This window comes from Bacillus sp. HSf4 (genome assembly GCF_029537375.1).
In the GTDB taxonomy this organism is placed as follows: Bacteria; Bacillota; Bacilli; order Bacillales; family Bacillaceae; genus Bacillus; species Bacillus sonorensis_A.
In genome coordinates this window covers 2,729,347-2,752,637 of sequence record NZ_CP120679.1, presented here as the reverse complement: position 1 = coordinate 2,752,637, position 23,291 = coordinate 2,729,347, and the positions used below count along the sequence as shown (strand labels likewise).

The 23,291-nt window shown below is 42.6% G+C and carries 17 protein-coding genes and 1 pseudogene; 14 read left to right on the top strand and 4 right to left on the bottom strand.

What is annotated here, in order from left to right; translation table 11 throughout:
• Positions 1–56: 56 nt before the first annotated feature.
• From P3X63_RS14235 to narI, 9 genes and pseudogenes are all read left to right on the top strand, one after another.
• A complete protein-coding gene (locus tag P3X63_RS14235) occupies positions 57–1,157 on the top strand; it encodes an N-acetylmuramoyl-L-alanine amidase family protein (protein ID WP_277691132.1) in 1,101 nt (366 codons plus the stop codon).
• A gap of 304 nt (positions 1,158–1,461) precedes the next feature.
• Positions 1,462–2,360 (top strand): annotated as a pseudogene (locus P3X63_RS14230) (C40 family peptidase); the annotation flags it as partial.
• Between the two features lie 945 nt (positions 2,361–3,305).
• Positions 3,306–4,619, top strand: a complete 1,314-nt coding sequence (locus P3X63_RS14225) for a DUF3440 domain-containing protein (RefSeq protein WP_277691130.1) — start codon at positions 3,306–3,308, stop codon at positions 4,617–4,619.
• Positions 4,601–5,128 (top strand): IbrB-like domain-containing protein, encoded by a 528-nt coding sequence (locus P3X63_RS14220; RefSeq protein WP_277691128.1) that lies wholly within the window; start codon positions 4,601–4,603, stop codon positions 5,126–5,128. The genes P3X63_RS14225 and P3X63_RS14220 overlap by 19 nt, the downstream gene beginning before the upstream one ends.
• Before the next feature lie 923 nt (positions 5,129–6,051).
• Entirely contained in the window at positions 6,052–7,548 is a 1,497-nt protein-coding gene (locus P3X63_RS14215) for a nitrate/nitrite transporter (RefSeq protein ID WP_277691126.1), read from the top strand.
• Between the two features lie 42 nt (positions 7,549–7,590).
• The gene (locus P3X63_RS14210; protein ID WP_277691124.1) at positions 7,591–11,274 is read left to right on the top strand and encodes a nitrate reductase subunit alpha; all 3,684 of its coding nucleotides are present in this window, start codon (positions 7,591–7,593) and stop codon (positions 11,272–11,274) included.
• Positions 11,264–12,814, top strand: a complete 1,551-nt coding sequence (gene narH / locus P3X63_RS14205) for a nitrate reductase subunit beta (RefSeq protein ID WP_277691122.1) — start codon at positions 11,264–11,266, stop codon at positions 12,812–12,814. Before P3X63_RS14210 ends, narH begins: the two co-directional genes overlap by 11 nt.
• Entirely contained in the window at positions 12,786–13,349 is a 564-nt protein-coding gene (gene narJ / locus P3X63_RS14200) for a nitrate reductase molybdenum cofactor assembly chaperone (RefSeq protein WP_277691120.1), read from the top strand. The genes narH and narJ overlap by 29 nt, the downstream gene beginning before the upstream one ends.
• Positions 13,350–13,369: 20 nt before the next feature.
• Positions 13,370–14,089: a respiratory nitrate reductase subunit gamma gene (gene narI / locus P3X63_RS14195; RefSeq protein WP_277691119.1), complete on the top strand. Its 720-nt coding sequence runs from the start codon at positions 13,370–13,372 to the stop codon at positions 14,087–14,089.
• Between the two features lie 79 nt (positions 14,090–14,168).
• On the opposite strand, the gene P3X63_RS14190 is transcribed toward narI, so the two are convergent.
• On the bottom strand, positions 14,169–14,510 hold the full coding sequence (locus tag P3X63_RS14190) for a hemerythrin domain-containing protein (protein WP_347176580.1): 342 nt from the start codon (positions 14,508–14,510) through the stop codon (positions 14,169–14,171).
• A 233-nt stretch (positions 14,511–14,743) separates the two neighbouring features.
• Between P3X63_RS14190 and moaA the strand changes: the two genes are divergently transcribed.
• The gene (gene moaA, locus P3X63_RS14185) at positions 14,744–15,760 is read left to right on the top strand and encodes a GTP 3',8-cyclase MoaA (RefSeq protein WP_277691115.1); all 1,017 of its coding nucleotides are present in this window, start codon (positions 14,744–14,746) and stop codon (positions 15,758–15,760) included.
• A 257-nt stretch (positions 15,761–16,017) separates the two neighbouring features.
• Positions 16,018–16,869, top strand: a complete 852-nt coding sequence (locus P3X63_RS14180) for an NTTRR-F1 domain (RefSeq protein WP_277691114.1) — start codon at positions 16,018–16,020, stop codon at positions 16,867–16,869.
• Between the two features lie 210 nt (positions 16,870–17,079).
• On the opposite strand, the gene sigK is transcribed toward P3X63_RS14180, so the two are convergent.
• On the bottom strand, positions 17,080–17,805 hold the full coding sequence (gene sigK / locus P3X63_RS14175; RefSeq protein ID WP_009327855.1) for an RNA polymerase sporulation sigma factor SigK: 726 nt from the start codon (positions 17,803–17,805) through the stop codon (positions 17,080–17,082).
• 356 nt (positions 17,806–18,161) lie between these two features.
• On the opposite strand from sigK, the gene P3X63_RS14170 reads away from it, so the two are divergent.
• Positions 18,162–18,341 carry a hypothetical protein gene (locus tag P3X63_RS14170; RefSeq protein ID WP_051290390.1) on the top strand — a complete coding sequence of 60 codons (180 nt, stop codon included), beginning with the start codon at positions 18,162–18,164 and terminating at the stop codon, positions 18,339–18,341.
• A 57-nt stretch (positions 18,342–18,398) separates the two neighbouring features.
• Here P3X63_RS14170 and P3X63_RS14165 read toward each other — a convergent pair whose 3' ends face one another.
• A complete protein-coding gene (locus P3X63_RS14165; protein ID WP_277691112.1) occupies positions 18,399–18,878 on the bottom strand; it encodes a helical membrane plugin domain-containing protein in 480 nt (159 codons plus the stop codon).
• Positions 18,879–18,897: 19 nt separating this feature from the next.
• Positions 18,898–21,837: a formate dehydrogenase subunit alpha gene (fdhF, locus tag P3X63_RS14160; protein WP_481748580.1), complete on the bottom strand. Its 2,940-nt coding sequence runs from the start codon at positions 21,835–21,837 to the stop codon at positions 18,898–18,900.
• 309 nt (positions 21,838–22,146) lie between these two features.
• Between fdhF and P3X63_RS14155 the strand changes: the two genes are divergently transcribed.
• Positions 22,147–22,512 (top strand): Na-translocating system protein MpsC family protein, encoded by a 366-nt coding sequence (locus P3X63_RS14155; protein ID WP_026587950.1) that lies wholly within the window; start codon positions 22,147–22,149, stop codon positions 22,510–22,512.
• A gap of 12 nt (positions 22,513–22,524) precedes the next feature.
• Positions 22,525–23,280: a GNAT family N-acetyltransferase gene (locus tag P3X63_RS14150; protein ID WP_026587949.1), complete on the top strand. Its 756-nt coding sequence runs from the start codon at positions 22,525–22,527 to the stop codon at positions 23,278–23,280.
• The last annotated feature ends 11 nt before the right edge of the window (positions 23,281–23,291 follow it).

Genomic DNA, 23,291 nt, shown 5'->3' with positions numbered 1-23,291 from the left:
ACAAAAGAATGGAAAAACATTGTATATTCTGTCCAAGGAAGGAGGTGAGAGCCAATATGAAGCGACTTATTGTATGCATCTTAGTGATCATTCTTCTTTCAGGGATGTCCGAAGGCGTTAAAGCTAGTGATAATGATGTGTACACGGTTGGAACATCATCTTTAAATATAAGAAATGCTCCTCACATCAATGCAACGGTTATTGGCTCCTTACGTCGCGGTTCAATAATCCAAGTTGATGAGAAGAAATACGGATGGGCGAAGATTCTTTATAATGGTCGTACCGGATGGGTTGCTTCCACATATTTATATGAATTGTCTTCAAATGAGGTATCTGAAACATCTTATCAAAAATCTTATGCAGGAAAAATTCATGTCACAGGAAGTCATGTTCGTATACGTACTGGACCCGGTACGGACTATAAGGTAATGAAAATCGCCAATCAAGGTGATGCTTATCAAGTACTTGATAAGAAAGGACAATGGGTACATATTCAAGTTAACAGTACTCAGTCGGGATGGATTGCAGGATGGCTGGTGTCAGATTCAAGTCAATTAGGCTCTTCTGCCGTTACTCGAACTTCTGTTTCTAAATCATCTTCTCAAACGTCTAATAGTTTAAGAGGAAAAAATATTGTTATCGATGCAGGCCATGGTGGGATCGATCCAGGAACAATCGGCTATAACGGTTCTCTTGAAAAAAACCATACTCTAGCAACCACATCACGCCTTGCTTCCCTTTTAAAAGAAAAAGGAGCTAATGTCATTTTAACGCGATCTTCCGATCATTACTTAAGTTTAAATCGTCGTGTTGTTATTAGTAGTTCGTATAATACGGATGCGTTTGTTTCGATTCACTACAACTCATCTCCTGCTCAATTGAGTCATGGAGTTGAAACGTATTATTATGCAGGAGACGCCGACAAATTGTTAGCGGCAAATATTCTACGGAACGTAACCAGCCAAACTGGATTCCAAAGTAATGGTGTTCGCTTCGGTGATTTTTATGTCTTAAGGGAAAACTCAAAACTAGCGGTGTTAGTGGAACTTGGATATATCTCAAATCCTAGCGAAGAATCAAATATACAATCTGAAACCTACCAAATAAGAGCAGCCAATGGAATTGTTCAAGGGTTATCTGATTACTTTAGTTCTTAATATGAGTCCTAGTTTCTTGCAAATGGTTATTATTGTATCAATATTTTGGAGGGGCTTCAAGGGAGTGTCATGCAAACAATTAAAAAATCAGGAATATACGTTAACTCTAAAAAAACGTTGGGAATATTGGTTTGTACAAGAAAATAAGATCCCTGTTCTTGTGTCATGGTTAAGCTGGGGCGCTCCTCAAAGCGATTATAAAAAACGGGTATCCACTTATACAGCAATGGACTAAATCTGGTTTCATAATCAATACACTTCTAACCATAGGAGGAACGAAAATGAGATGGGAGGTTAAAAGGTAATGAAGAAGAAGATAGTAGTAGGTTTGGCTGCTTCTGCGGCTCTTGGAACCTCGCTGGCTACGTCACCGGCGGAAGCCCAGACGATTAAAGTGAAGAGCGGGGACTCGCTGTGGAAGCTTTCAGCTCAATACAACACGAGCGTTTCCGCGCTGAAATCGGCTAACAATCTGTCATCAACGATGATTTATGTTGGACAAACCTTGGAGATTCCAAATAGAAAGTCAGGAAGCAGCAGCAAAAAATCCACAAGCTCCGGCTCTGAAAAGACCACGTACACGGTTAAATTTGGTGATTCTCTTTGGCTGATCGCAAAAGACCACAAAACGACTGTCCAAGAGATTAAAAAGTTAAATGGCTTGAGCAATGACATGATTTACCCAGGTCAGAAGCTTGTGATTAAAGGAGCAGTCAAAAGCACAAGCCCAAGCACGAACAAAAAGTCTTCATCGTCAAGCTCGAGCTCAAAATCAAGCTCTAGTAGTTCAAGCAGCACGTACACAATCAAGCTAGGCAACTCTTTATGGAAGATTGCCAACTCGATGAATGTGACGGTGCAAAGCCCGGGGAAGCACAATTTAAAGACCGACGTTTTACAAATTCAAAAGCTGAAAATTTCCGGTGCATCGAGATTAACGTCGTCAGGATCTTCAAATAATCCTTCAAATTCTTCGAAAACAAGCACTTTGTCAAGCGCGAAGGTAAAACGGATAATTGACGAGGCTGAAAAACAGCTGGGCGTTCCTTATAGGTGGGGCGGAAACAATCCTTCCGATTTTGATTGTAGTGGTCTCATTTATTATGTGCTCAACAAAGTCGCATCCGTTTCCAGATTGAGCGCGCCTGATATTGGAATATCATGATGACGCCTGTCAGCACGCCTTCACGAGGGGATTTCGTTAATTGAGAATGAGGGATATGCAAAGAACCTAACGGGGATAACGGAAACCTATTATTACCAGGGAGGGGCTGACAAACTGTTAGCTGCAAATATTTTGAATAACATGGCTAGCAAAACGGGCTCCACAGTAATGGTATCTGCTTCGGTAATTTTTATGTCTTAAGGGAGAATCCCAAAATTGCGGTGTTAGGGGAACTTGGACATATCTCAAATCCTAGTGAAGAATCGACTATACAGTCATAAGCCCACCAAATAAGGGCAGCCAGTGGGATCGCTCAAGGATTATTAGAGCACTTTAGTTCTTAATATGATCTCTATATTCCCACAGAATGATGTTATTGTTGGGATATTATAAACATTCATAATGTAAGAGTTTGAGGCAGATCATGTATGCCATTAAGAAATCAGGAAGATACTTTTATTACTAGCCCTCTTTAGAAATGATCCCCTAACCTAAATAATTAGGGGATTTTCGCTTTTGTTAGAAAATTAATACTATTATTTGTTAGATTTTGTGTGCTTTTTATTCAATAAGAAGGGAGCATAACAAAGCGATCATATGAAGAGACTGTCTGACAAGCAAATTATTAATGCCTATTTTAGATGGAATTGAGCACTACCTGTCATTCATAGAAGAGGAAAAATAGTAAATCTTTTATTTAATAAAAGAGCCTTCATGATATCAAAATCATTGGCTATTGTTACTGTATATAAAGTTTTAACGTATAACGTGTCAGATAAAGAACGTAGACACTCATGAGAGACCGTTATGTGCTTCTTACAAGACGGATAGACTTTAAAAGCTTTGGTAATCAACTAAAGTTGCAAGTATAGACGATAAATTTCCTTTACTTGGTCAAGCATATGAACGTAAAGAGCAATTCTTTGATATCTATGAAGCTGAATGAATCAACGAAGAATATAAACTCTACATAGGAGCTTAATATGGGGAAAATTCATCTCGGAAAAAATGTGTATGATGCTACGATGGAGCGTTTGGACTATATCTTTCAACGATTCGACCATGTTGTGGTGCCTTTTTCTGGCGGAAAAGATTCTGGTTTATTGCTAGAATTGGTGCATGTTTATTACGAACAACACCATCCCGATGTGCAAGTGTCCGTTTACCATATTGACTATGAAGGGAACTATCAACAAACGATTGAATATGTTGAGCGCTGTATGGGCAAGTACCCGGAATTTCATTATTACCATCTTTGTATGCCAATTTCTGCATCTTGCGGCGTTACCATGTATCAATCTACATGGATGCCTTGGAACCCGGAAGAAAAAGAGATTTGGTTCCGAGAGATGCCGGAGAATGTGATTAACTTTGACAACCATCCGTTCGATTTTTTTGAGGTAGGTATGTCGGACTATTCTTTTCAAACTAAATTTGGAAAGTGGCTCCATAAAGAGAAAAGCAAAAAACGTACAGCTGTCCTGGTTGGTATACGTGCACAAGAAAGTCTGAATCGTTATCATGCCGTGACAAGAAATGACACCTTTACGATGTACGGAAAGTTGAAATATAGTAAGCGGCTTGCAATGAATCTCTTTAACTTCTACCCGATTTATGATTGGAAAGTAGAAGATGTATGGATAGCTAATGGAAAATTCGGCTTTGATTACAATCACCTGTACGATTTGTATTATCAGGCTGGTGTTTCGTTGAACGATATGCGGGTGGCAAATCCCTTTCATGTTTGCGGGGTGAATGCATTGAAGTTGTATCGTGTCATTGAACCGACCGCTTGGAGCCGTCTTGTGGAGCGAGTGAACGGCGCTAATTTTGCGGCGATCTACGGTGGAACAAAAGCTGTTGGTTATAAATCGGTTTCTCTGCCGCCAGGACATACATGGAAAACCTACACCAATTTTCTCTTAAAGTCCCTGCCTAAAAATACACGAGACATATATCTGCGCAAATTTCAAGCTTCCATTCGCTATTGGGTAGAAACAGGCGGCGCATTGCCTGTCTCGGTTGTTAAAGAGTTAGAGAAAACAGACCTTGTTTTTGAAAACCTCGGTAAACCAAAAAACAAGAGAAAATATAAGAAGGAGTATCATGTCATTCGTTTCAAAGTATACCCCGATGAAGTGCATATAAAAGCTTTTCGATTGGTTCCTTCATATAAGCGCATGTGTATTTCTATTTTGAAAAATGACACTTCTTGTCATTACATGGGCTTTGGACAAACGAAAGATGAGTTGCAAAAGCAAAAGGAGGCAATGAAACAATGGGAAAACCTTTTATAAGCCCAGTATACAATATCTTGCGAGTACCGATTAGGAAGATTCAAGCAAATTCCTACAATCCGAATTACGTTGCCCCACCAGAAATGAAACTATTGGAGCGATCCATTTTAGAAGATGGCTATACGATGCCGATTGTTTGTTATTACTTGAAGGAAGAAGATCACTACGAAATCGTGGACGGTTTCCACCGTTATATGGTGATGAAGCGATGTGAAGAAATCGCACAACGTGAGGATTATTGCTTACCTGTTTCTGTCATTGACAAGCCTTTATCTGATCGGATGGCAAGTACGATCCGGCACAATCGAGCACGTGGTACGCACTCGATTGATATTATGGTAGATATTGTTCAAAAACTGACGGAAGCGGGGCTTAGTGATTCGTGGATCATGGAAAATATCGGTATGGATCAAGATGAACTTTTGCGATTAAAACAGATCAGCGGCATCGCATCTTTGTTTGCGGAAGATGAATTTTCAGAAGCGTGGGAAAGTGATGATATTATATGAATTAAACCTCTCGTGACTAAAATCACGAGAGGTTTAAGCCAGACCGTTGACAAAATGTTTCAGCCGTACATGCATGGGGGAATTTAATTAACATACGAGGTTTCAACTTAAAATCTAATGATAATTAATAGGATTCTAGTTGGTGATAGTTAGTGATAGTAGATATTGCATTATTAGTACCTTAGTTGAGCTGGATGGTGTCGATGACGTCTTTGTTTTCCGCTTTCAGGACATCGAATTGAAATTCATTGATTCCTAGACGTTATCCCTTTTTATTGTATTAAAGTGATAAAATTTTAGGAAATTAAGGTGGTCACAATAAAAATTCAAGATAACAAATCCCATGAGGGTATACATTTTAGCTTGATCTTTTGGCGGAATATTGAAAGTGAAATTGCTATTTAGGGAAAGCTTGAACCGATAACTCCGCTGTACCAAGTGTATAAAATTTGTAAATACTTAAATGCTAAGAGGAGTTTATAGAGTCCAAAAGAGTCTAGAGTTCTTCTTTTCTTCATTTAAAATTGTAACTAGTTAAAACTCCACTTGCTCTCCCTAAGCTTCTAAATCTATATTTTCAACTCCATTCCCTCCCTTAAATAACAGACAATTCCATTATGTTGACTTCTATGTTTCAAGTTCTATATTCAATTGTACGGTATTAATTCCGTCCTTGTTTTCTGATTTAGGCTATATATGAGAAAAATCTTGTTTTCGGTAAATTCATTTAAATAATCTAGACCGTCCTCTTTTATAAAATCTATATAAATGCATTGAAAAGTACGTGTTATTAAAAAACACTATGTTGGATACAAATCTAAGATTTGTTCAATTACTTTTCAATGATTCCTTGGCAAATGCATAAATAGCACTCATTTGGGAAGAATGGAAATAACGTGAAATATTAAGGAAGGTCATGAGAAATGAAGTTAACAAAAATTCAGCTACCCCTTCAAACATTCAGCTTAATTGTGGGGTTTATGGTGTGGGTCATTATTTCATCATTAATGACATATATCAAACAGGATATAGCACTTTCGTCAGCGCAAATATCATGGGTAACCGCAATTCCAGTAATATTAGGATCTGTTCTTAGGGTGCCTATTGGTTACTGGACGAATCGGTATGGAGCAAGGCGTGTTTTTCTCATAAGCCTTTTATTTTTGATAGCCCCCGTCTATTATTTAAGCCTTGCTAATACTTTTAATGACTTAGTCATCGCTGGGCTATTTTTAGGAGTCGGCGGAGCAATATTTTCGGTAGGAGTTACTTCTTTGCCAAAGTATTATCCAAAAGACCGGCATGGATTTGTCAATGGGGTGTATGGAGTTGGAAATATTGGAACAGCGCTGACTTCATTTGGTGCTCCTTTTCTTGCAAATCAACTCGGGTGGGAAGCCACTGTCAGGATTTTTCTGATTCCTTTGCTCATATTGGCTGTTCTAAATATCTTATTGGGAGATAGACATGAGCCAAAAGTGAAAACAGCTTTAAAGGAGCAAATCCTCAATGTTTATCGGGATGAAAAACTATGGTTTCTCAGCCTTTTTTATTTTATAACGTTTGGCTCATTTGTTGCATTTACCGTATACCTTCCTAATTTTTTGGTTACTCAATTTAAACTAAGCGAAGTTGATGCAGGGTTGCGTACAGCAGGATTTATCACGATTTGTACGCTGTTTCGCCCCCTTGGAGGATGGCTGGGGGATAAATTCAGTCCATTTAAAGTTCTTATGATTGTATTTTCAGGATTAACTTTCTCTGGGGTATTACTCTCTTTTTCTCCAACGATTACATTGTATACCGTAGGAGTTTTAACAGTGGCGGTTTGTTCGGGAATTGGAAATGGAACCACGTTTAAACTGGTACCTCTCTATTTTTCAAAACAAGGCGGCATTGTTAATGGAATTGTTTCAGCCATGGGCGGACTTGGGGGATTTTTTCCGCCTCTCATTTTAACTGCGGTCAATCAGATGACAGGGAGTGATGCGATTGGTTTCATGGCGTTATCCGAGTTTGCCTTGGCAAGCTTAATTATAGTTATTTGGATGTTTTATTCTGACAGGCTTAGACTTGCGGACAACATTGTTGAAAATACTGGTCAAGGGGTAATGGTTACTAACACTAACGGCATTATTCAAAAAGTAAATCCTGCATTTAGTGCTGTAACCGGATACCAAGAAGAAGAAGCTGTTGGCCAAACTCCGCGGCTTTTAAGGTCTGGAAGACATGATAGAAATTTTTACGAAGAAATGTGGAAGGAACTCGAGAAAAGTGGGTATTGGCAGGGCGAGATTTGGAATAAGCGTAAAAATGGAAAAGAATATCTCGAATGGTTAACAATCAGCGCCGTTGAAAATGATGCCGGTGAAGTCATGTATTATGTAGCAATTTTTAGCGATATTTCTCAAAAAACGTAAAACAGAATGGGCTTCGCAAAACAATCGAAAGGGAGTATAGTCATGAAGAAAAAAATATCTCCGTTGCTCAAAAAGATGACTTTTTTTGGTCGTACCACAGATTTAAACAATCATAGTACGTTATCTAGTGCTGACCGCGAGTCTGAAAAATACTACCGCAGGAGATGGCAGCATGATAAAGTGGTTCGCACCACTCATGGCGTGAATTGCACAGGTTCCTGCAGCTGGAAAGTCCATGTAAAAGACGGAATAATTACATGGGAAACACAACAAACAGATTATCCGACTACAGGCCCTAATATGCCTGAATATGAGCCAAGAGGATGTCCGCGCGGTGCAAGTTTCTCATGGTACACATACAGCCCTATACGTGTTCGTTATCCATATGTGAGAAGCGCGCTGTTAAAGGTGTGGAAGGAAGCTTTCAAAAAAACAAACGATCCTGTAGAAGCATGGAAAATCATTTCCGAGAATCCCGATATGCAAAAATCCTATAAATCTGCACGCGGAAAAGGTGGATTTGTCCGGGCAAACTGGGACGAAGTCAATATGATGATTGCTGCTCAATTGATTTTTACGATCAAGAAATATGGTCCGGATCGCATTGTAGGCTTTTCACCGATTCCGGCAATGTCCATGGTCAGTTATGCGGGCGGAGCGAGGTTTTTGAACTTAATCGGCGCGCCGCTACTCAGCTTTTATGATTGGTACGCTGACCTTCCGCCTGCATCGCCGCAGATATGGGGCGAACAGACGGATGTTCCTGAAAGCTCTGATTGGTACAACTCCAGCTACCTGTTGGTTTGGGGTTCTAATTTGCCGCAAACGAGAACACCTGATGCACATTTCTACGTGGAAGCCAGATATAACGGAACTAAAGTGGTTTCTATTAGTCCTGACTATGCTGAGTTTGTTAAGTTTGCCGATCATTGGTTAAACGTCAGTCCAGGTATGGATTCTGCGTTGGCGATGGCGATGACCCATGTTGTTCTCAAAGAATTTTATGTCGATCAAAAAACGCCCTATTTCGAAGATTACGTCAAGAAATATACGGATCTGCCTTTTCTCATTATATTAAAAAAGAGCGCCAATCACTATAAAACAGACCGATTTTTGCGGGCAAGCGACCTGGGGATGAATGTAAACAAGGCTGAATGGAAAACGATAGTATTTGATAAAAACTCCAATCAGTATGCTGCACCTAATGGAACCATCGGCCATCGCTGGTCTGAAGGAGGGGAGTGGAATTTACACCTGAAAGATACTGAAAATCAGCTCGGAGATCTTGAACCTGCACTCTCCTTTTTAGGGATTGAAGATGAAACCGTATTGCTGCAGTTTCCTTACTTTGGTCAAGAACAGAAGCAAATTATCGCGCGAGGAGTACCAGTTAAGGAAATTCAACAAAATGACGAGTCTGTTTATGTCACAACCGTCTTTGATCTCATGCTCGCGCAAACAGGCGTGAATCGCGGATTGCCCGGTGATTATCCAAAAAATTATGATGACCCGAAACCATACACACCGGCATGGCAAGAACAAATTACCGGTGTGGATCGCAAATTAGCTGCCCAAATTGCAAGAGAATTCGCCCAAAATGCGGTTGATAGCAAAGGCCGGTCGATGATTATTATGGGGTCAGGCATTAACCATTGGTATCATTCTGATACCATTTACAGGGCGATCCTCAATCTAGTTTTGTTAACAGGTTCACAGGGAGTAAACGGTGGAGGCTGGGCACATTACGTCGGCCAGGAAAAAGTACGCCCCCTTGAGGGATGGCAAACTGTTGCGATGGGCCGTGACTGGGGAGGTCCGCCGCGTTTACAAAATGGGACATCTTTCTTTTATTTCGTGACAGAGCAATGGCGTTATGAAGACCAAAAATCTTCAGATTTAATTTCACCATTAGTCGAGAAGCCCAGATATCATCATCTTGGAGATTATAATGTGCTCGCTGCAAGATTAGGATGGCTGCCTTCGTATCCGCAGTTTAATAAAAACTCCATTACCCTATACGAGGAAGCGAAGGCAGCTAATAACGATGAAGCCGTGAAGTATGTCGTTGATCAAATCAAAAATGGGCAAATGAAATTTGCAATTGAAGAGCCGAGCAATCCGGTTAATTTTCCGAAAGCGTTATTTGTCTGGCGGGGAAATTTAATCGGAAGTTCAGCAAAGGGACATGAGTACTTCCTAAAGCACCTGCTCGGTACGCATTCAAGCATTCTAGGAGATCAAGATCAATCCCTGCATGCAGAAGAGGTAGATGCAGCATCGGTTGCACAAGATGGAAAGCTCGATTTGCTGATTAATATGGATTTTCGGATGTCCGGTACAGGATTGTATTCGGATATTGTCTTGCCAGCTGCAACCTGGTATGAAAAATATGATATCAGCTCAACCGATATGCATCCTTTTATTCACCCTTTCAATCCTGCGATTACACCGCCATGGGAGAGCCGGTCTGATTGGGATACGTTTAAAAAGCTGGCTAAAACGTTTCAATCTTTAGCTGAAAAATATCTGCCGGAGACGGTAAAGGACATTGTCACTGAACCGCTCCTTCACGATACTTCAGATGAGACATCACAGGCGTTAGGATTGATCCCTGATTGGAAAAATAACAAAATCGAACCTATTCCTGGAGAGAACTTCCCGCGTATTCATGTCGTCGAAAGGGAGTATACGAAAGTATACGATAAATTCATTGCGCTTGGGCCAAATATACGGGAAAAAATCGGTGCAAAGGGACTAAGCTGGGATGCTAAAGAGGAGTATGATGAATTAAAAGATATTTTAGGTACGGCTAAAACGACTAAAGAATATAAAGATTGCCCAGACATCTCAGCAGACCGAAACGCTGCGGAGGCCATTCTGACGCTATCCAGCACTACAAATGGTTCGCTCGCGATGAAAGCATGGGATACATTGGAAAAGAAAACGGGGCAAAAGTTAAAGGACCTGGCCATTGAACGGGCTGAAGAGCACATTTCATTTGACGAGATTACAGCCCAGCCCAGAAAGGTTTTATCCTCTCCGGTCTATAGCGGGACGGAGACAGGCAATCGCCGTTACTCGCCTTTTACGACAAATATAGAACGGCTTATTCCATTCCGAACTTTGACCGGCAGACAGCATTTTTTCTTAGACCATGAAATCATGCGGGAATTTGGAGAAGATCTGCCGACATTTAAAGCGCCTTTAAGAAAAGCTGCTTTCTATAATAAAGATGGTAAGCCGGCATCAACAACACAGGAAATAAAACTGCGCTATTTAACGCCTCATTTTAAATGGTCTTACCACAGCACATACTATGACACATTGCCGATGCTTACGCTGTTCAGGGGCGGACCGCATGTATGGATGAATAATAAAGATGCGGAAACTGTGGGCATACGTGATAATGACTGGCTGGAAATGTACAACCGCAACGGAGTTGTCGTCGCCAGGGCTGTCGTCAGTCATCGATTACCGAGAGGCGTGGCGTTTATGTATCATGTGCAGGACAGAACGATTAATGTTCCCGGTTCCAAAATAACGAAAGAACGCGGTGGAACTTTTAATAGCCCCACTAGGATTCACGTTAAGCCGACACAAATGATAGGGGGATACGCGCAACTAAGCTACGGATTTAATTATTACGGCCCGACCGGAAACCAAAGAGATGAACAAGTCGTCATTCGTAAATTAGAGCGAAACGAGGTAGATTGGCTTGAAGATTAAAGCGCAATTCGGAATGGTGATGAACCTTGATAAATGCATTGGCTGCCATACATGCAGCGTGACCTGTAATAATACATGGACGAATCGTACCGGTGCCGAGTATATGTGGTGGAACAACGTCGAAACAAAACCGGGCGTTGGCTACCCGAGGGAATGGGAAAACCAAGAAACCCAGCGCGGAGGTTGGGAGTTGAAGAACGGAAAGATTGAACTGAAAGCCGGAGGCCGTGCCAAAAAGCTGCTCAATATCTTTTACAACCCAGATTTGACGCGTATCGATGATTATTATGAGCCGTGGACCTATGATTACGAGAATTTAATCAAAAGTCCTCAGAAAAAGCATCAGCCAGTGGCAAGGCCTGTCTCGCAGCTTACCGGCGAATACATCGATTTGAAATGGGGGCCGAACTGGGAGGACGATCTTGCAGGTGTTTATGAAACGGCTAAAAAGGACCCGAACATGCACAATGTGGATGAACAGGTCATCCAAGAATATGAACATGCGTTTATGATGTATTTGCCGAGGATTTGTGAACACTGCATCAATCCGTCATGTCTCTCTTCCTGTCCGTCCGGGGCCATTTATAAACGCGATGAAGACGGCATCGTTCTTGTTGATGAGGATGCATGCCGCAGCTGGCGTTTTTGCATGTCAGGCTGCCCGTATAAAAAAGTTTATTTTAACTGGAAAACGAATAAAGCTGAAAAATGTACGTTTTGTTTTCCTCGTATTGAAAACGGCCAGCCAACGGTTTGTTCTGAAACCTGTGTCGGCCGCTTGCGTTATATAGGCATCGTCCTTTATGACGCAGATAAAATAGAAGAGGCGGCATCTGTTGAAAATCCACAAGATTTATATGAATCACACTTGGGTATTTTTTTAGATCCAAATGATCCGGATGTCGTGAGACAGGCAAAAAAAGACGGAATTCCGGAAGATTGGATAGAAGCAGCCCAAGCGTCTCCCGTGTATAATCTTGCCGTGAAACATAAGGTGGCATTACCTCTGCATCCGGAATACAGGACCTTGCCAATGGTTTGGTACATCCCGCCTTTAAGCCCAATTACCAATACGTTCGGTGGTCAAATTGATATGCTGGATCCCAGAATCATTTTCCCGACGATCAAGCAATTCAGAATTCCCATCCAATACCTTGCAAATTTGATGTCAGCTGGGGATACGAAAGTAATTGAACGGGTATTAAAGAAAATGGTTGCCATGAGGAGTTATATGAGAAGCGTTAATCTGAAGCAACCATTTGATAAAGCCGTTCTTAAAGATGCCGAGTTAACGGAAGAAACTGCCGTAGAATTGTATGAATTATCCGCAATAGCGAAATACAATGATCGTTATGTTATTCCAAAATCACACCGGGAAGAAGCAGGCAATATGTATTCGGGACAAGGATCTTCGGGGTACGAATTTATGGAGGGCTGCTCAGGCTGCAGTTTAGGCACTGAAAAATATGAAGATTTATACGCCTTCAGTGAAGAATATTGGAGTGATCTAAATGGAAATGCAATGGATGGAAGAAGATAGATTGGTGTTTAAACTTTGTTCATTATTCTTGAGATATCCAGATAAAGAATGGACTGAATCGGAAGAAGTAAATCAAATTGTGGATGAAATGACGGACAAAGGGATGAAACACTGCCTCCGGCAGTTTCTGACCTATGTGAATGAAACCTCTTATAAAGAGTTGTGCGAGAACTATGTGAGGTGGTTCGACTTTAGCGAACCAAAAACCCTTTATTTAACTCATGCAAGGTTTGGAGAGAACAGAGAGCGCGGCTTGGCTTTTGTAAAACTAAAAATGGAGTTTGCAAAAGCCGGGTTTTACATTAAAAATGATGAATTGCCTGATTATTTACCGCTTATCTTAGAGTTTGCATCAATTGCCGAAAAAGACTTTGTTCAAAAGGTGTTTTTAATCCACAAAAAAGCAATTGATCAATTGCTGACAGAACTCGAAAAAGAGGATAATCCGTATGGTTTTTTATTAAAAGCTTGTTTAGCAGACATTGCGACATATTTGCCGTCTAATGAAAAAGACGCGGAGCACCATGCGGGATAAATCGAATTGGAGGGATTGTTATGACAAAATTAGATTATTTCTTATGGGTAATCATCCCCTATTTATCGTTAACGATTTTTGTTGTCGGCCATATTCATCGTTATAATACAGATCAATTCGGTTGGTCGGCCCAATCAAGCGAATTTATCCAAAAAGATCAATTTTTGAAGTGGGGGAGCACACTGTTTCACTACGGCGTAATTTTTGTTTTCTTTGGACATGTGGCAGGGGTGCTGATTCCTAAAGGGCTTTATGATGTGATCGGAATAACTGAACATATGTATCACTTTGGCGCTGTATGGTTCGGGGGAGCCGCCGGGGTGATGATGGTTGTTGGAGGAGCATTATTGACAGTACGACGGCTTAGAAGCAAAAGGGTAAGGAGAAACAGCCCAAAAAAAGACCTTTATGTTTTGCTTTTAATCGGAGTTGTGACCGTTGTTGGTTTTACGAATACTGTGGCTTATACAGCGACAGGGGGAGAGTTTGACTACCGGGCAACGATAGGTCCGTGGTTCAGGGGAATTTTGAGCTTTCAGCCTTCTCCATATTTGGTGATGAACGCACCGCTCGGGTTTCAACTTCATATTTTGGCGGCGTTTGTTTTATTTGCAGTTTGGCCTTATACGAGGTTGGTTCATGTGTGGAGTCTGCCTTTAGAATATTTGTCTAGAAAGTACATCGTATACAGAAAAATGAATCCGAAAAAAGCCCTTAAATATATAGAACGGAAAAATTAAACTGCTCTGAACACAAAAAGCCACTTCGGTAAGACCCTAGAGTGGCTCATTTAATTATCATTGACTATAACGCGTTTCATTAATGATGATCCAACAAATAGCTTTCCTCATCCCGATTGTGTATTTGTACCAGAACGTTAATCGCTTTAAAACGGTCGATCACATCATCATTTACTACTTGTTTATCCAGCTTTTCTTTTATATCGCCTACCAGTATCCTAAGCAAATCATGATCACGTTTAAGCATGCTCAGTGTATGAGAGATATCTGGGTTTTCTTCAAGTTTTCTCTTGTACAAACCCTCTTCTTCCGAGTCTGCGTGTGCAATTGTGCGGGTTTCCCAATGATCCAGAAGGGCTTTAGCTGCAATCATGGCGTGCTTTTCGTGTTTTTCACCATAAACCCGTTCCAATACTTCCATCAAATCCCTTCCTTCGGTTACGGCTCCATCGTGGATGGATCTATGGGCATCTAATTTATTTAAAGATGGACCTGACAATAAAGAAATCCTCCTTTTTTAATCAAATTTGTATAATATGGGTGTTTGTATACATTATGAACAGATTTTATAATCTTAAAACAAGTTCAGCATGTTTTATTTTTCAATAGAATATAATTTAGGAATATGGATAGGAACTGTAAGGGGGAATAGACATGAAAAGTAATCAAATCAACGACAAGTACGAGCGTCCACTTCAAGATTTGCGTATTTCCATTATGGATAAATGCAATTTTCGCTGTTCTTATTGTATGCCTGCAGAAGCCTTTGGAGAAGACTATTCATTTATGCCTCAGAATGAGCTTCTGACTTATGATGAAATTGAAAGAATTGTTATCCAATTTACCGAGTTAGGTGTAAGAAAAATTCGTTTAACTGGGGGAGAACCTCTTTTAAGAAAAGATATTCACCTTCTGATTGAAAGGCTGTCAAAAATAAATAATATTGACGACATAGCAATGACTACAAATGGATTATTATTGGTTAAACAAGCTCATGCGTTAAAGGAAGCCGGACTAATGCGTGTAAATATAAGCCTTGATGCATTGAATGAACATACCATTCAATCGATGAACGGTCGTAATATTAAATCGGAGAGGATTTTAAGCGGAATTGATGCCGCCCTTGATGCAAGACTTTTTGTTAAGGTAAATATGGTTGTGATAAAGGGCGTCAATGAAAATGAGGTATTAAAAATGGCCGCTTACTGTAAAAATAGGCGGATAACCTTAAGGTTTATTGAATTTATGGATGTCGGCCAAACCAATGATTGGGATTTTTCTAAAGTGGTAACAAAAAAGGAGTTATTAGATATAGTTTCATCTGTTTGGCCACTTGAAGAGCTTCAAAAAGATAAATTAGGTGAAGTTGCTTCGAGGTATAAATATAAGGGGACAAATATAGAAATTGGATTTATTTCATCTGTTTCAGAGCCGTTTTGCAATAATTGTACACGAGCTCGTATATCAGCGGATGGAAAACTTTATACATGCTTGTTTGCTGAAAATGGTTATGACTTACGAGGTATGATAAGATCTGGTGCTACAGATGAAGAAATTAAAAATAAAATTTCGGAAGTTTGGAAAAAAAGAACCGATAAATATTCGGAATTACGAACTGCTGAAACTGCAAAACACAGAAAGAAAATTGAGATGTCCTACATCGGAGGTTGAAATAATTCTATGGAAGTGAATAATAGATACTTGCCAATGTATGAAGCAAAGTTAGACGACCGCCATTTTTATTTTTTCTCCGAACATGAGATAATCATATCAATATTGTATAGAAATTGTAAGTGCAAATTATGCTTGTTTTGTTGCAATAAATCTAGACAGAAAAATTAGATCGGATTTTAAAACCCGATCTAATTTTGATAACCTTTTTTCTTCCCGGTAAAACTCATGATACATTTTCAAAGTCCTTATCGTCGATGATTTTTCTCTGCAAGATTGATCGGACGAACCGTCACTTCGTATATTTTCAATTTGTTTCAGCTATGGAAGGTGAAGGTAACGAGTTTCCTGTTTCTCTTGCGAGAACGGGATTTCTCCCAGTGCCTTCTGTGACGATACAGGTTACTTATTTTGACAATCAGTTTAATTTTCTCGGATACGGGTTATTTGCCATTGTGCCGTCAAGCAGAATACTGTCAGCCGAAAATGGGACATGGCTTGAAGTCTATCAAACAACTTCGCCGGCTCCCCTCGGTACCACCCAGGCATTCATTTTGATTAACAACATTCCACAGGCGGGAACTGCAAACGTGCTGGTGGATGATGTTGCTCTATTGAGTGTTGAGGGTGGAGGAGCTCCGACAGGTCCAACAGGATCGACGGGAGCCACAGGACCAACGGGTTCAACCGGACCACAAAACGAGTTATTCTTTACTAATACATCTGGTCCAATAACAGTATATAGTCCACCAACTGTTCCATTAAATACAGAAGTAATAGTTGCCACAGTAGCAAACGTGCCTGTAACCAGCGGGCAAGATATTCTAATAAATTATGCTCTTGCTTTAGAAACTGTAGCTACAGCAAACAATAATGTAATTTTTCAGGTAAGGCTTTATCGAGATGGAACTTTACTTCAAACTCGAATATTTAATAGAAATGCCCAACTAGCTGGAACACAAAGATTCCCGTTATCTGACACTTATGTTGATACTGTAACGGCCACTACAACACTGACTTATACTGTTAGAATAGCTGTTACAACAGCTTCAAGCATCACTTCTGCAACAGTATTCAATAGAAATTTAAATTTAACCAGTTATCCTTAAAAATAATGGGGGGAACTCGATTAGAGTATCCCCCTCACCATATAAAAATTAATTTAGATTAGTTAACATATTTGTTGACAATGTTCCTGCTGGAGTGAAATTTTACAAAAGGGCTTAAAAGAGGTTAGAAGTGGAGGACGCTTTTAAAGCATCCTCCCTTACCTTTTTGTGGAGTGCGCGGAAATGGTTTGTGTATATAATGAATGATTTTTACTTCCTCTTCGTCTTTTTCAGCTTCTCCTTCTCCGCCCGATAAAACTCATGAAACATCTTCATCAGCGCCCGTTTCTCAATCCGCGACACATAGCTCCGCGAAATCCCGAGCTCTTTCGCGATTTCGCGCTGCGTTTTTTCTTTCTTCAAATCAAGGCCGAAGCGGCCGACGATGACTTCTTTTTCTCTGCCGTCCAGGATGTCGATGTATTTTTTGACTTTTTCAAGCTCCATGTTGAGCTGGATGGTGTCGATGACGTCTTCGTTTTCCGATTTGAGGACATCGATGAGGCTGATTTCGTTGCCTTCTTTGTCTTGACCGATCGGATCATGGAGTGAGACGTCTTTTTTTGTTTTTTTCAAGGCGCGCAAATGCATGAGAATCTCGTTTTCAATACAGCGCGCGGCATAAGTGGCAAGCTTTGTTCCTTTTCCTGCAGAATAGCTTTCGATCGCTTTGATCAGGCCGATCGTTCCGATGGAGATCAGGTCTTCGGCGTCTTCGCCGGTGTTTTCAAATTTTTTGACGATGTGGGCGACCAGCCGGAGATTGTGTTCAATCAGCATGTTTCTCGCATGCTCATCCCCTTGGGCCATCAATTCTAAATACTTTTTTTCGTCACTGCTTGATAGCGGTTGTGGAAAGGCATTGTTTTTCACATACGATACTAAAAAAACGAGTTCCTTGATGACATAGCCGAGCGCTGCAAAAACACCTGTCATTAACGGCACCTCCACAAAATGTATGTAGGCAGAAGCCTATATGTAAATGTATGTGGGTTGGGGGTCGTCTGTGTCTGTACGATAAAATTACCGGATTTTTGCGGGATTTAACCTTATAATCAAATCAGGAGGAGATGGACATGCAGTCAGAACCAACCGAGCGCTGAAGCTGATCAGTTTAATGAGGCTTCAGTGCTAGACGAATCTTAAACCGGCATGCTTTCCAATGCTTTTTGCAACCGCTTCCGCCTTTTATGTATTTACAAAAGTTAACAGGTGCGTGATAATAAAGGTAGGGGGTGAGGGTGCCGGACGGTCAAGCAAAAAGCGATCATAAATGAAGTCCGGTGCGGCAAATGAAAAACAAACGTATTTTCATTCTTTCATTGATTGTGTTGAGCGTCATTATGATTGGAATTCAGGAAACACATGCGACCCCGCTCACGACCGGTTTAATGATTGTAGTCATTGTGACGACCGTATTTCAGATTTTAAAAGAATCGTTGAGCAAACAGGATGGAACACACAGCAAATGAACGATGGCCCTCATCATCAGAAAACCGGCTCGGACCAAGCGAGCCGGTTTTTTCATTTTACTCTTTCAGCGCTTTCCCCATGCCTTTTAAAAACTGAAGGCCGAAGCCGACGGCGCGGTTGATGTCAGGGTCGTTCATGGCTTTTAGCAGGGCGAAGACGCTGACTTTTTGATCTTCCTTTAAAAAGCGCTGACCTTGTTCTATACCTGCTACCAGGCTTTCCGCAAGCTTTCCCGTCAATTCGGGATCGGCTTTTGACAGGGCTCCGCCGGCCGCCATTGCCGTGTTGATCAAGTTGACGACCGGTTCACGGGACAGCTGGCCGAGCGCGATTTTAGCGATGTCTTCTTTCGCCTGCAGCATGCTGTCTGCGGCATCAAAGACGCCGAGTCCGTTCAGCTCGCCGATGAGGGTCATTGTTTTAGAGAGGGCGTCTTCATTTTCTGCCAATAGCGATTTTAGCTCTTCCAGTTTTTCAAGCTTGATTTGCTCCTCTGATTTGCGCTCCTTTTGAATCGCAGTAATGGGGGTGGCCATGTATGATTTCCTCCTTGCATTAGTCTGTCAGATGGATATATCCCGGACGTTTCCATTTACGCTCCACTTCGACCCCGTTTTGCGGGTTGCGTTTTTTGTTGCGCGGATTCGTTTTCGGCAGCGGCGGCGCTGTGCAGCCTTCGAGGACTTCCATTCGCACTTTCGTTTGTTTATAGGCTGGCGTGTTCGTGCGCGCATCGACTGCCGGACCGGTTAAAAAGTTAATCGCCGATTCTTTATTTGTTGAGTTCATCGGCAGGTACAGCTCATTCGCCCGCACGCGATCCGTAATAAGCGCGGTCAATTTCACGGCGCCGTATGGAGAGACGAGCCTTACGAGAGATCCGTCACAGATTCCCCGTTCCTTTGCCAGGTCGGGTGAAATCTCAACAAAGACGTCCGGTACTTTCGCTTGAATCCCTGCCGATTTATTGGTCAGATTTCCTTCGTGGAAGTGCTCAAGCATCCGCCCGTTGTTAATATGGAGGTCGTATTCCTCAGGGAATTCGGCCGGCTCCGTCCAATCGGCCGGCGCAAAGCGCGCTTTTCTGTCAGGAAAGTGAAATCCGTCTTCATAAAGCAGCGGTGTGCTTTCTCCGCTCAAGCTGCCCCAGAGAAAACTGTTCCAGCCTTCAAGCGTTTCGTAGCTCGCTTTGCCAAACAGTGGAGACAGGCTCGCCATTTCTGAGAAAATGTCTCCCGGGTGATTGTAATTCCAGTCAGCTCCGAGCAGATTTGCGATGGCTTGGATGATCTGCCAGTCGGGCTTTGAATCCCCGAGGGAAGGGAGTGCTTGATACAGCCTTTGAACACGGCGCTCCGTATTGGTATAGGTTCCGTCTTTTTCGAGAGAAGGCGCCGCAGGCAGGACAACATCGGCGTACTGAGCCGTTTTCGAAAGGAATATGTCTTGAACGACGAGAAATTCAAGCCCGGATAAAATGTCATGGACGCGGTTGGCGTTGGAATCGACAAGGGCCATATCTTCGCCGACGATATACATCGCTTTCATATCACCTTTTTCGATCGAATGAAGCATTTCGATATTATCAAGGCCGGGTGCACTGTCGATTGTCACGCCGTAAGCCTCTGCGAATTTTTTCCGCGCTTTGTCATCGGAAATATGCTGGTATCCAGGAAGCCAGCCTGGCAGCGTCCCCATGTCACAGGCGCCTTGGACATTGTTGTGGCCGCGAAGCGGATAGGCTCCGGCACCGGGCCGGCGGTAGTTTCCGGTCGCAAGCAAGAGATTTGAAATCGCCGCAGACGTATCAGAGCCTCCCGTATTTTGAGTCACGCCCATTCCCCACAAGATGCAGGTGCCGTCAGCGTCCCGGATCATTTCCGCGATTTCGATCAGCGTCTGTTGCTTGATGCCTGTGACGTTTTCTGCATATTCAAGGGTATATGTTTCAAGAGATTCTTTATAATCCTCAAAGAAATTCACGTTTTCTTCAATGAACGCCTGGTCATGCCAGCCTTGATCGATCATGTGTTTTGTCACGGCCATCAGCCATACTTGATCCGTCCCTTGGCGCGGTCTGATGAACAGGTCTGAACGCTCGGCCATTTCGTTTTTGCGAAGGTCGGCGACGATCAGCTTTTGCCCGTGAAGCTTATGGGCCCGCTTAATGCGGGTTGCAAGGACCGGGTGGCCTTCGGCCGGATTTGCCCCGACGATAATGACGAGGCCGGCTTTTGCGATATCTTTGATCGTACCTGCGTCACCTCCCATTCCGACCGTGCGGAAGAGCCCGTCCGTTGCCGGTGATTGACAGTAGCGGGAGCAGTTATCGACGTTATTCGTTTCAAAGACTTGCCGTGCCAGCTTTTGCATCAGGTAGTTTTCTTCATTCGTAATTTTGGAAGAAGAAATAAAGCCGACAGACCCCTTCCCATATTGCTGGCGGATCGACCCTAAGCGGCTGGCGACAAGATCAAGCGCTTCCTCCCAGGTGGATTCGACGAACGTATTGTTTTTCCGGATTAAAGGCTTTGTAAGCCGCTCTTCGGAATTGACGAAATCCCAGCCGAATTTTCCTTTGACACAGGTGGAAATGGCGTTGACGGGCGCGTCTGATACCGGCTGGACCTTCAAGATTTCCCGGCCTTTCGTCCAAACTTCAAAGGAGCAGCCGACACCGCAAAAAGTGCAGACGGTTTTTGTCTTTTTGGTCCGAGTTTCCCGCATCGCCGCTTCTACTTCGGAAACGGCGAAAATGCTGCTGTAACCGGGCTCTACGTTTTTCACGAGGTCGATCATCGGCTCCATGACGTCCTGTTTGATGCCTGTCAAAAATCCGGCCTCCCCGAGCATTGACTTTTCCATCAGCGCATTGCACGGGCAGACGGTCACGCACTGTCCGCAGCTGACGCATGAAGAGTCGTTGATCGAAACACCGTCATCCCAGATGACCCGCGGGCGTTCCCGCTCCCAATCGATCGACAGCGTTTCATTGACCTGGAGATTTTGACACACTTCCACACATTGTCCGCACGCAATGCACTGGTTCGGGTCATAGCGGTAAAAAGGATGCGACATATCGACGGCAGTCGCCGGATCTTCCTTCGGCATATAAGGGTATGTTTGCTCTTCAATGCCCATCATTTCCGCCGTATTATGCAGCTTGCAGTTGCCGTTGTTATTATCGCAAACCGTACAATAAAGCAGATGGTTTTCGAGGATTCGGTCCATCGCTTCCTTCTGCGATTTTTTCACCCGCTCATTCGAAAGGCTGATCGACATGCCGTTTTCCGCTTTCAGCGAACAGGCGCGCTTTAATTTTCCGTCTGCTTCGATGAGGCAGGTGTCGCACGTTTGAATGGGATCAACCTCGGGAACATGGCAAACTTGCGGATGTTCGATCCCGTTTTCATTTAAGATGTCTAAAACCGTCGCCCCTTCCCGAGCCACGTATTCTGTGCCGTCTATTAAGATCTTGAGCGGCTTTTCGTCCATCATTTTTGTCCCTCCATCGTTGTCAAGAAATCAAAAAAAGCCATGTACACATATACCGGCTCCCGTCCTGGCAAGCGGCATAAACATACATGGCGGAGTAGTTTACTAGCAATCCTTACTAACAGACCAATCCCAATATGTAGAAACGGATAGATTTATAACATGTCTCTATCATAAATCCATCAACATAACTTTTATTATAAAATAATATTTATTATAATTCAATAGAACAGGAAAATTTTAACCAAGTTAAGTGTTTAAGGGAACATCACGATAATTTGCATGGTTTAAAGGGGAAGGGGTATAACAATGTCTAAAAAAATCCATCAGTTTAATGATATCATTCGCAAGCTGCGGAAAGAGCTGTTCGGCAAGGGGCCTGAACGGATTCATACCGTATTTGTCGACAATATGGCGGTTTCGACGCTTTACGGCAATTTGACCGCAAGCGAGCAATTTATCGCAAGTACACCTGAAGGCAAAGAAATGGTGCATGCGGCTAGGACGGTCCTGATTCAGGATCATTATTCCAATCATACCCCGGAGGGCATGGAAGAGCTGATCGGTGCAAAATTGGAGCATCTGTTTTCAGATATCAAAATCCAGGAGGATATTGCCGTTTCCGTGTTTATTTTTGACCGGAACATCGCCGGAAGCGATGAGGCGGCAAATTAATTGGAGGATAAGATGATACGGCTAAAAACAGCAGATATGTCCAAGGCAAAATTGATGCTGCACGAGGGCAGTCCGACATTTGCCCATGCGATAGCAGACGGAGTCACAGGCGGCAAAATATTTGCCGATCGATCGGATGTTCCGCGCACAGCGCTTTTTCAAACACCTTCGGGAATTTATTATCTTGCCGGGAGTCCCCCTGAAATGAAGCGGGACAAATGGCATCATTACTTGAATGAGCAAAGGAACGCCGGGCGGTTTACCGTCTTTTCCGGCTCGGCGGAATGGGACGCTTTTTTAAGAGCCGCCCTGGATGATATAAAACAGATGAAGCGCACCGTCTTTTCCTTTACAAAGGAGCCTGATCATGATGAGGAAGACGTCGGTGCAGTCGTTGAAATGTTTTCCGAAGGCGATCTGAAGCGCAGCGTGCATTTCGATGAACAGTATGCTGATGAATATTGGGGAGGAACCGCGAATTTTTTGAAGAGCGGCTTCGGTTTTAAAATCCTCTATGAAGGGCGGACGGTCAGCGAATGCGTCGCGATTTTCCGCTCGGAACGCTTCGCTGAGATTGATATCGCCACACATTCGGATTTCAGGGGACGGGGATTTGCCGCACAATGCGCCCGCGCATTCATCTCATACTGTCAGGATCTTGGGATAAAGCCGCGCTGGGATTGTGATTCGCAAAACAAAGCGTCCATCCGGCTCGCCGGGAAATTGGGGTTTCGCCCCATCAAAACCTATTCATTGTTTGTCGGATAAACGGGCGGATG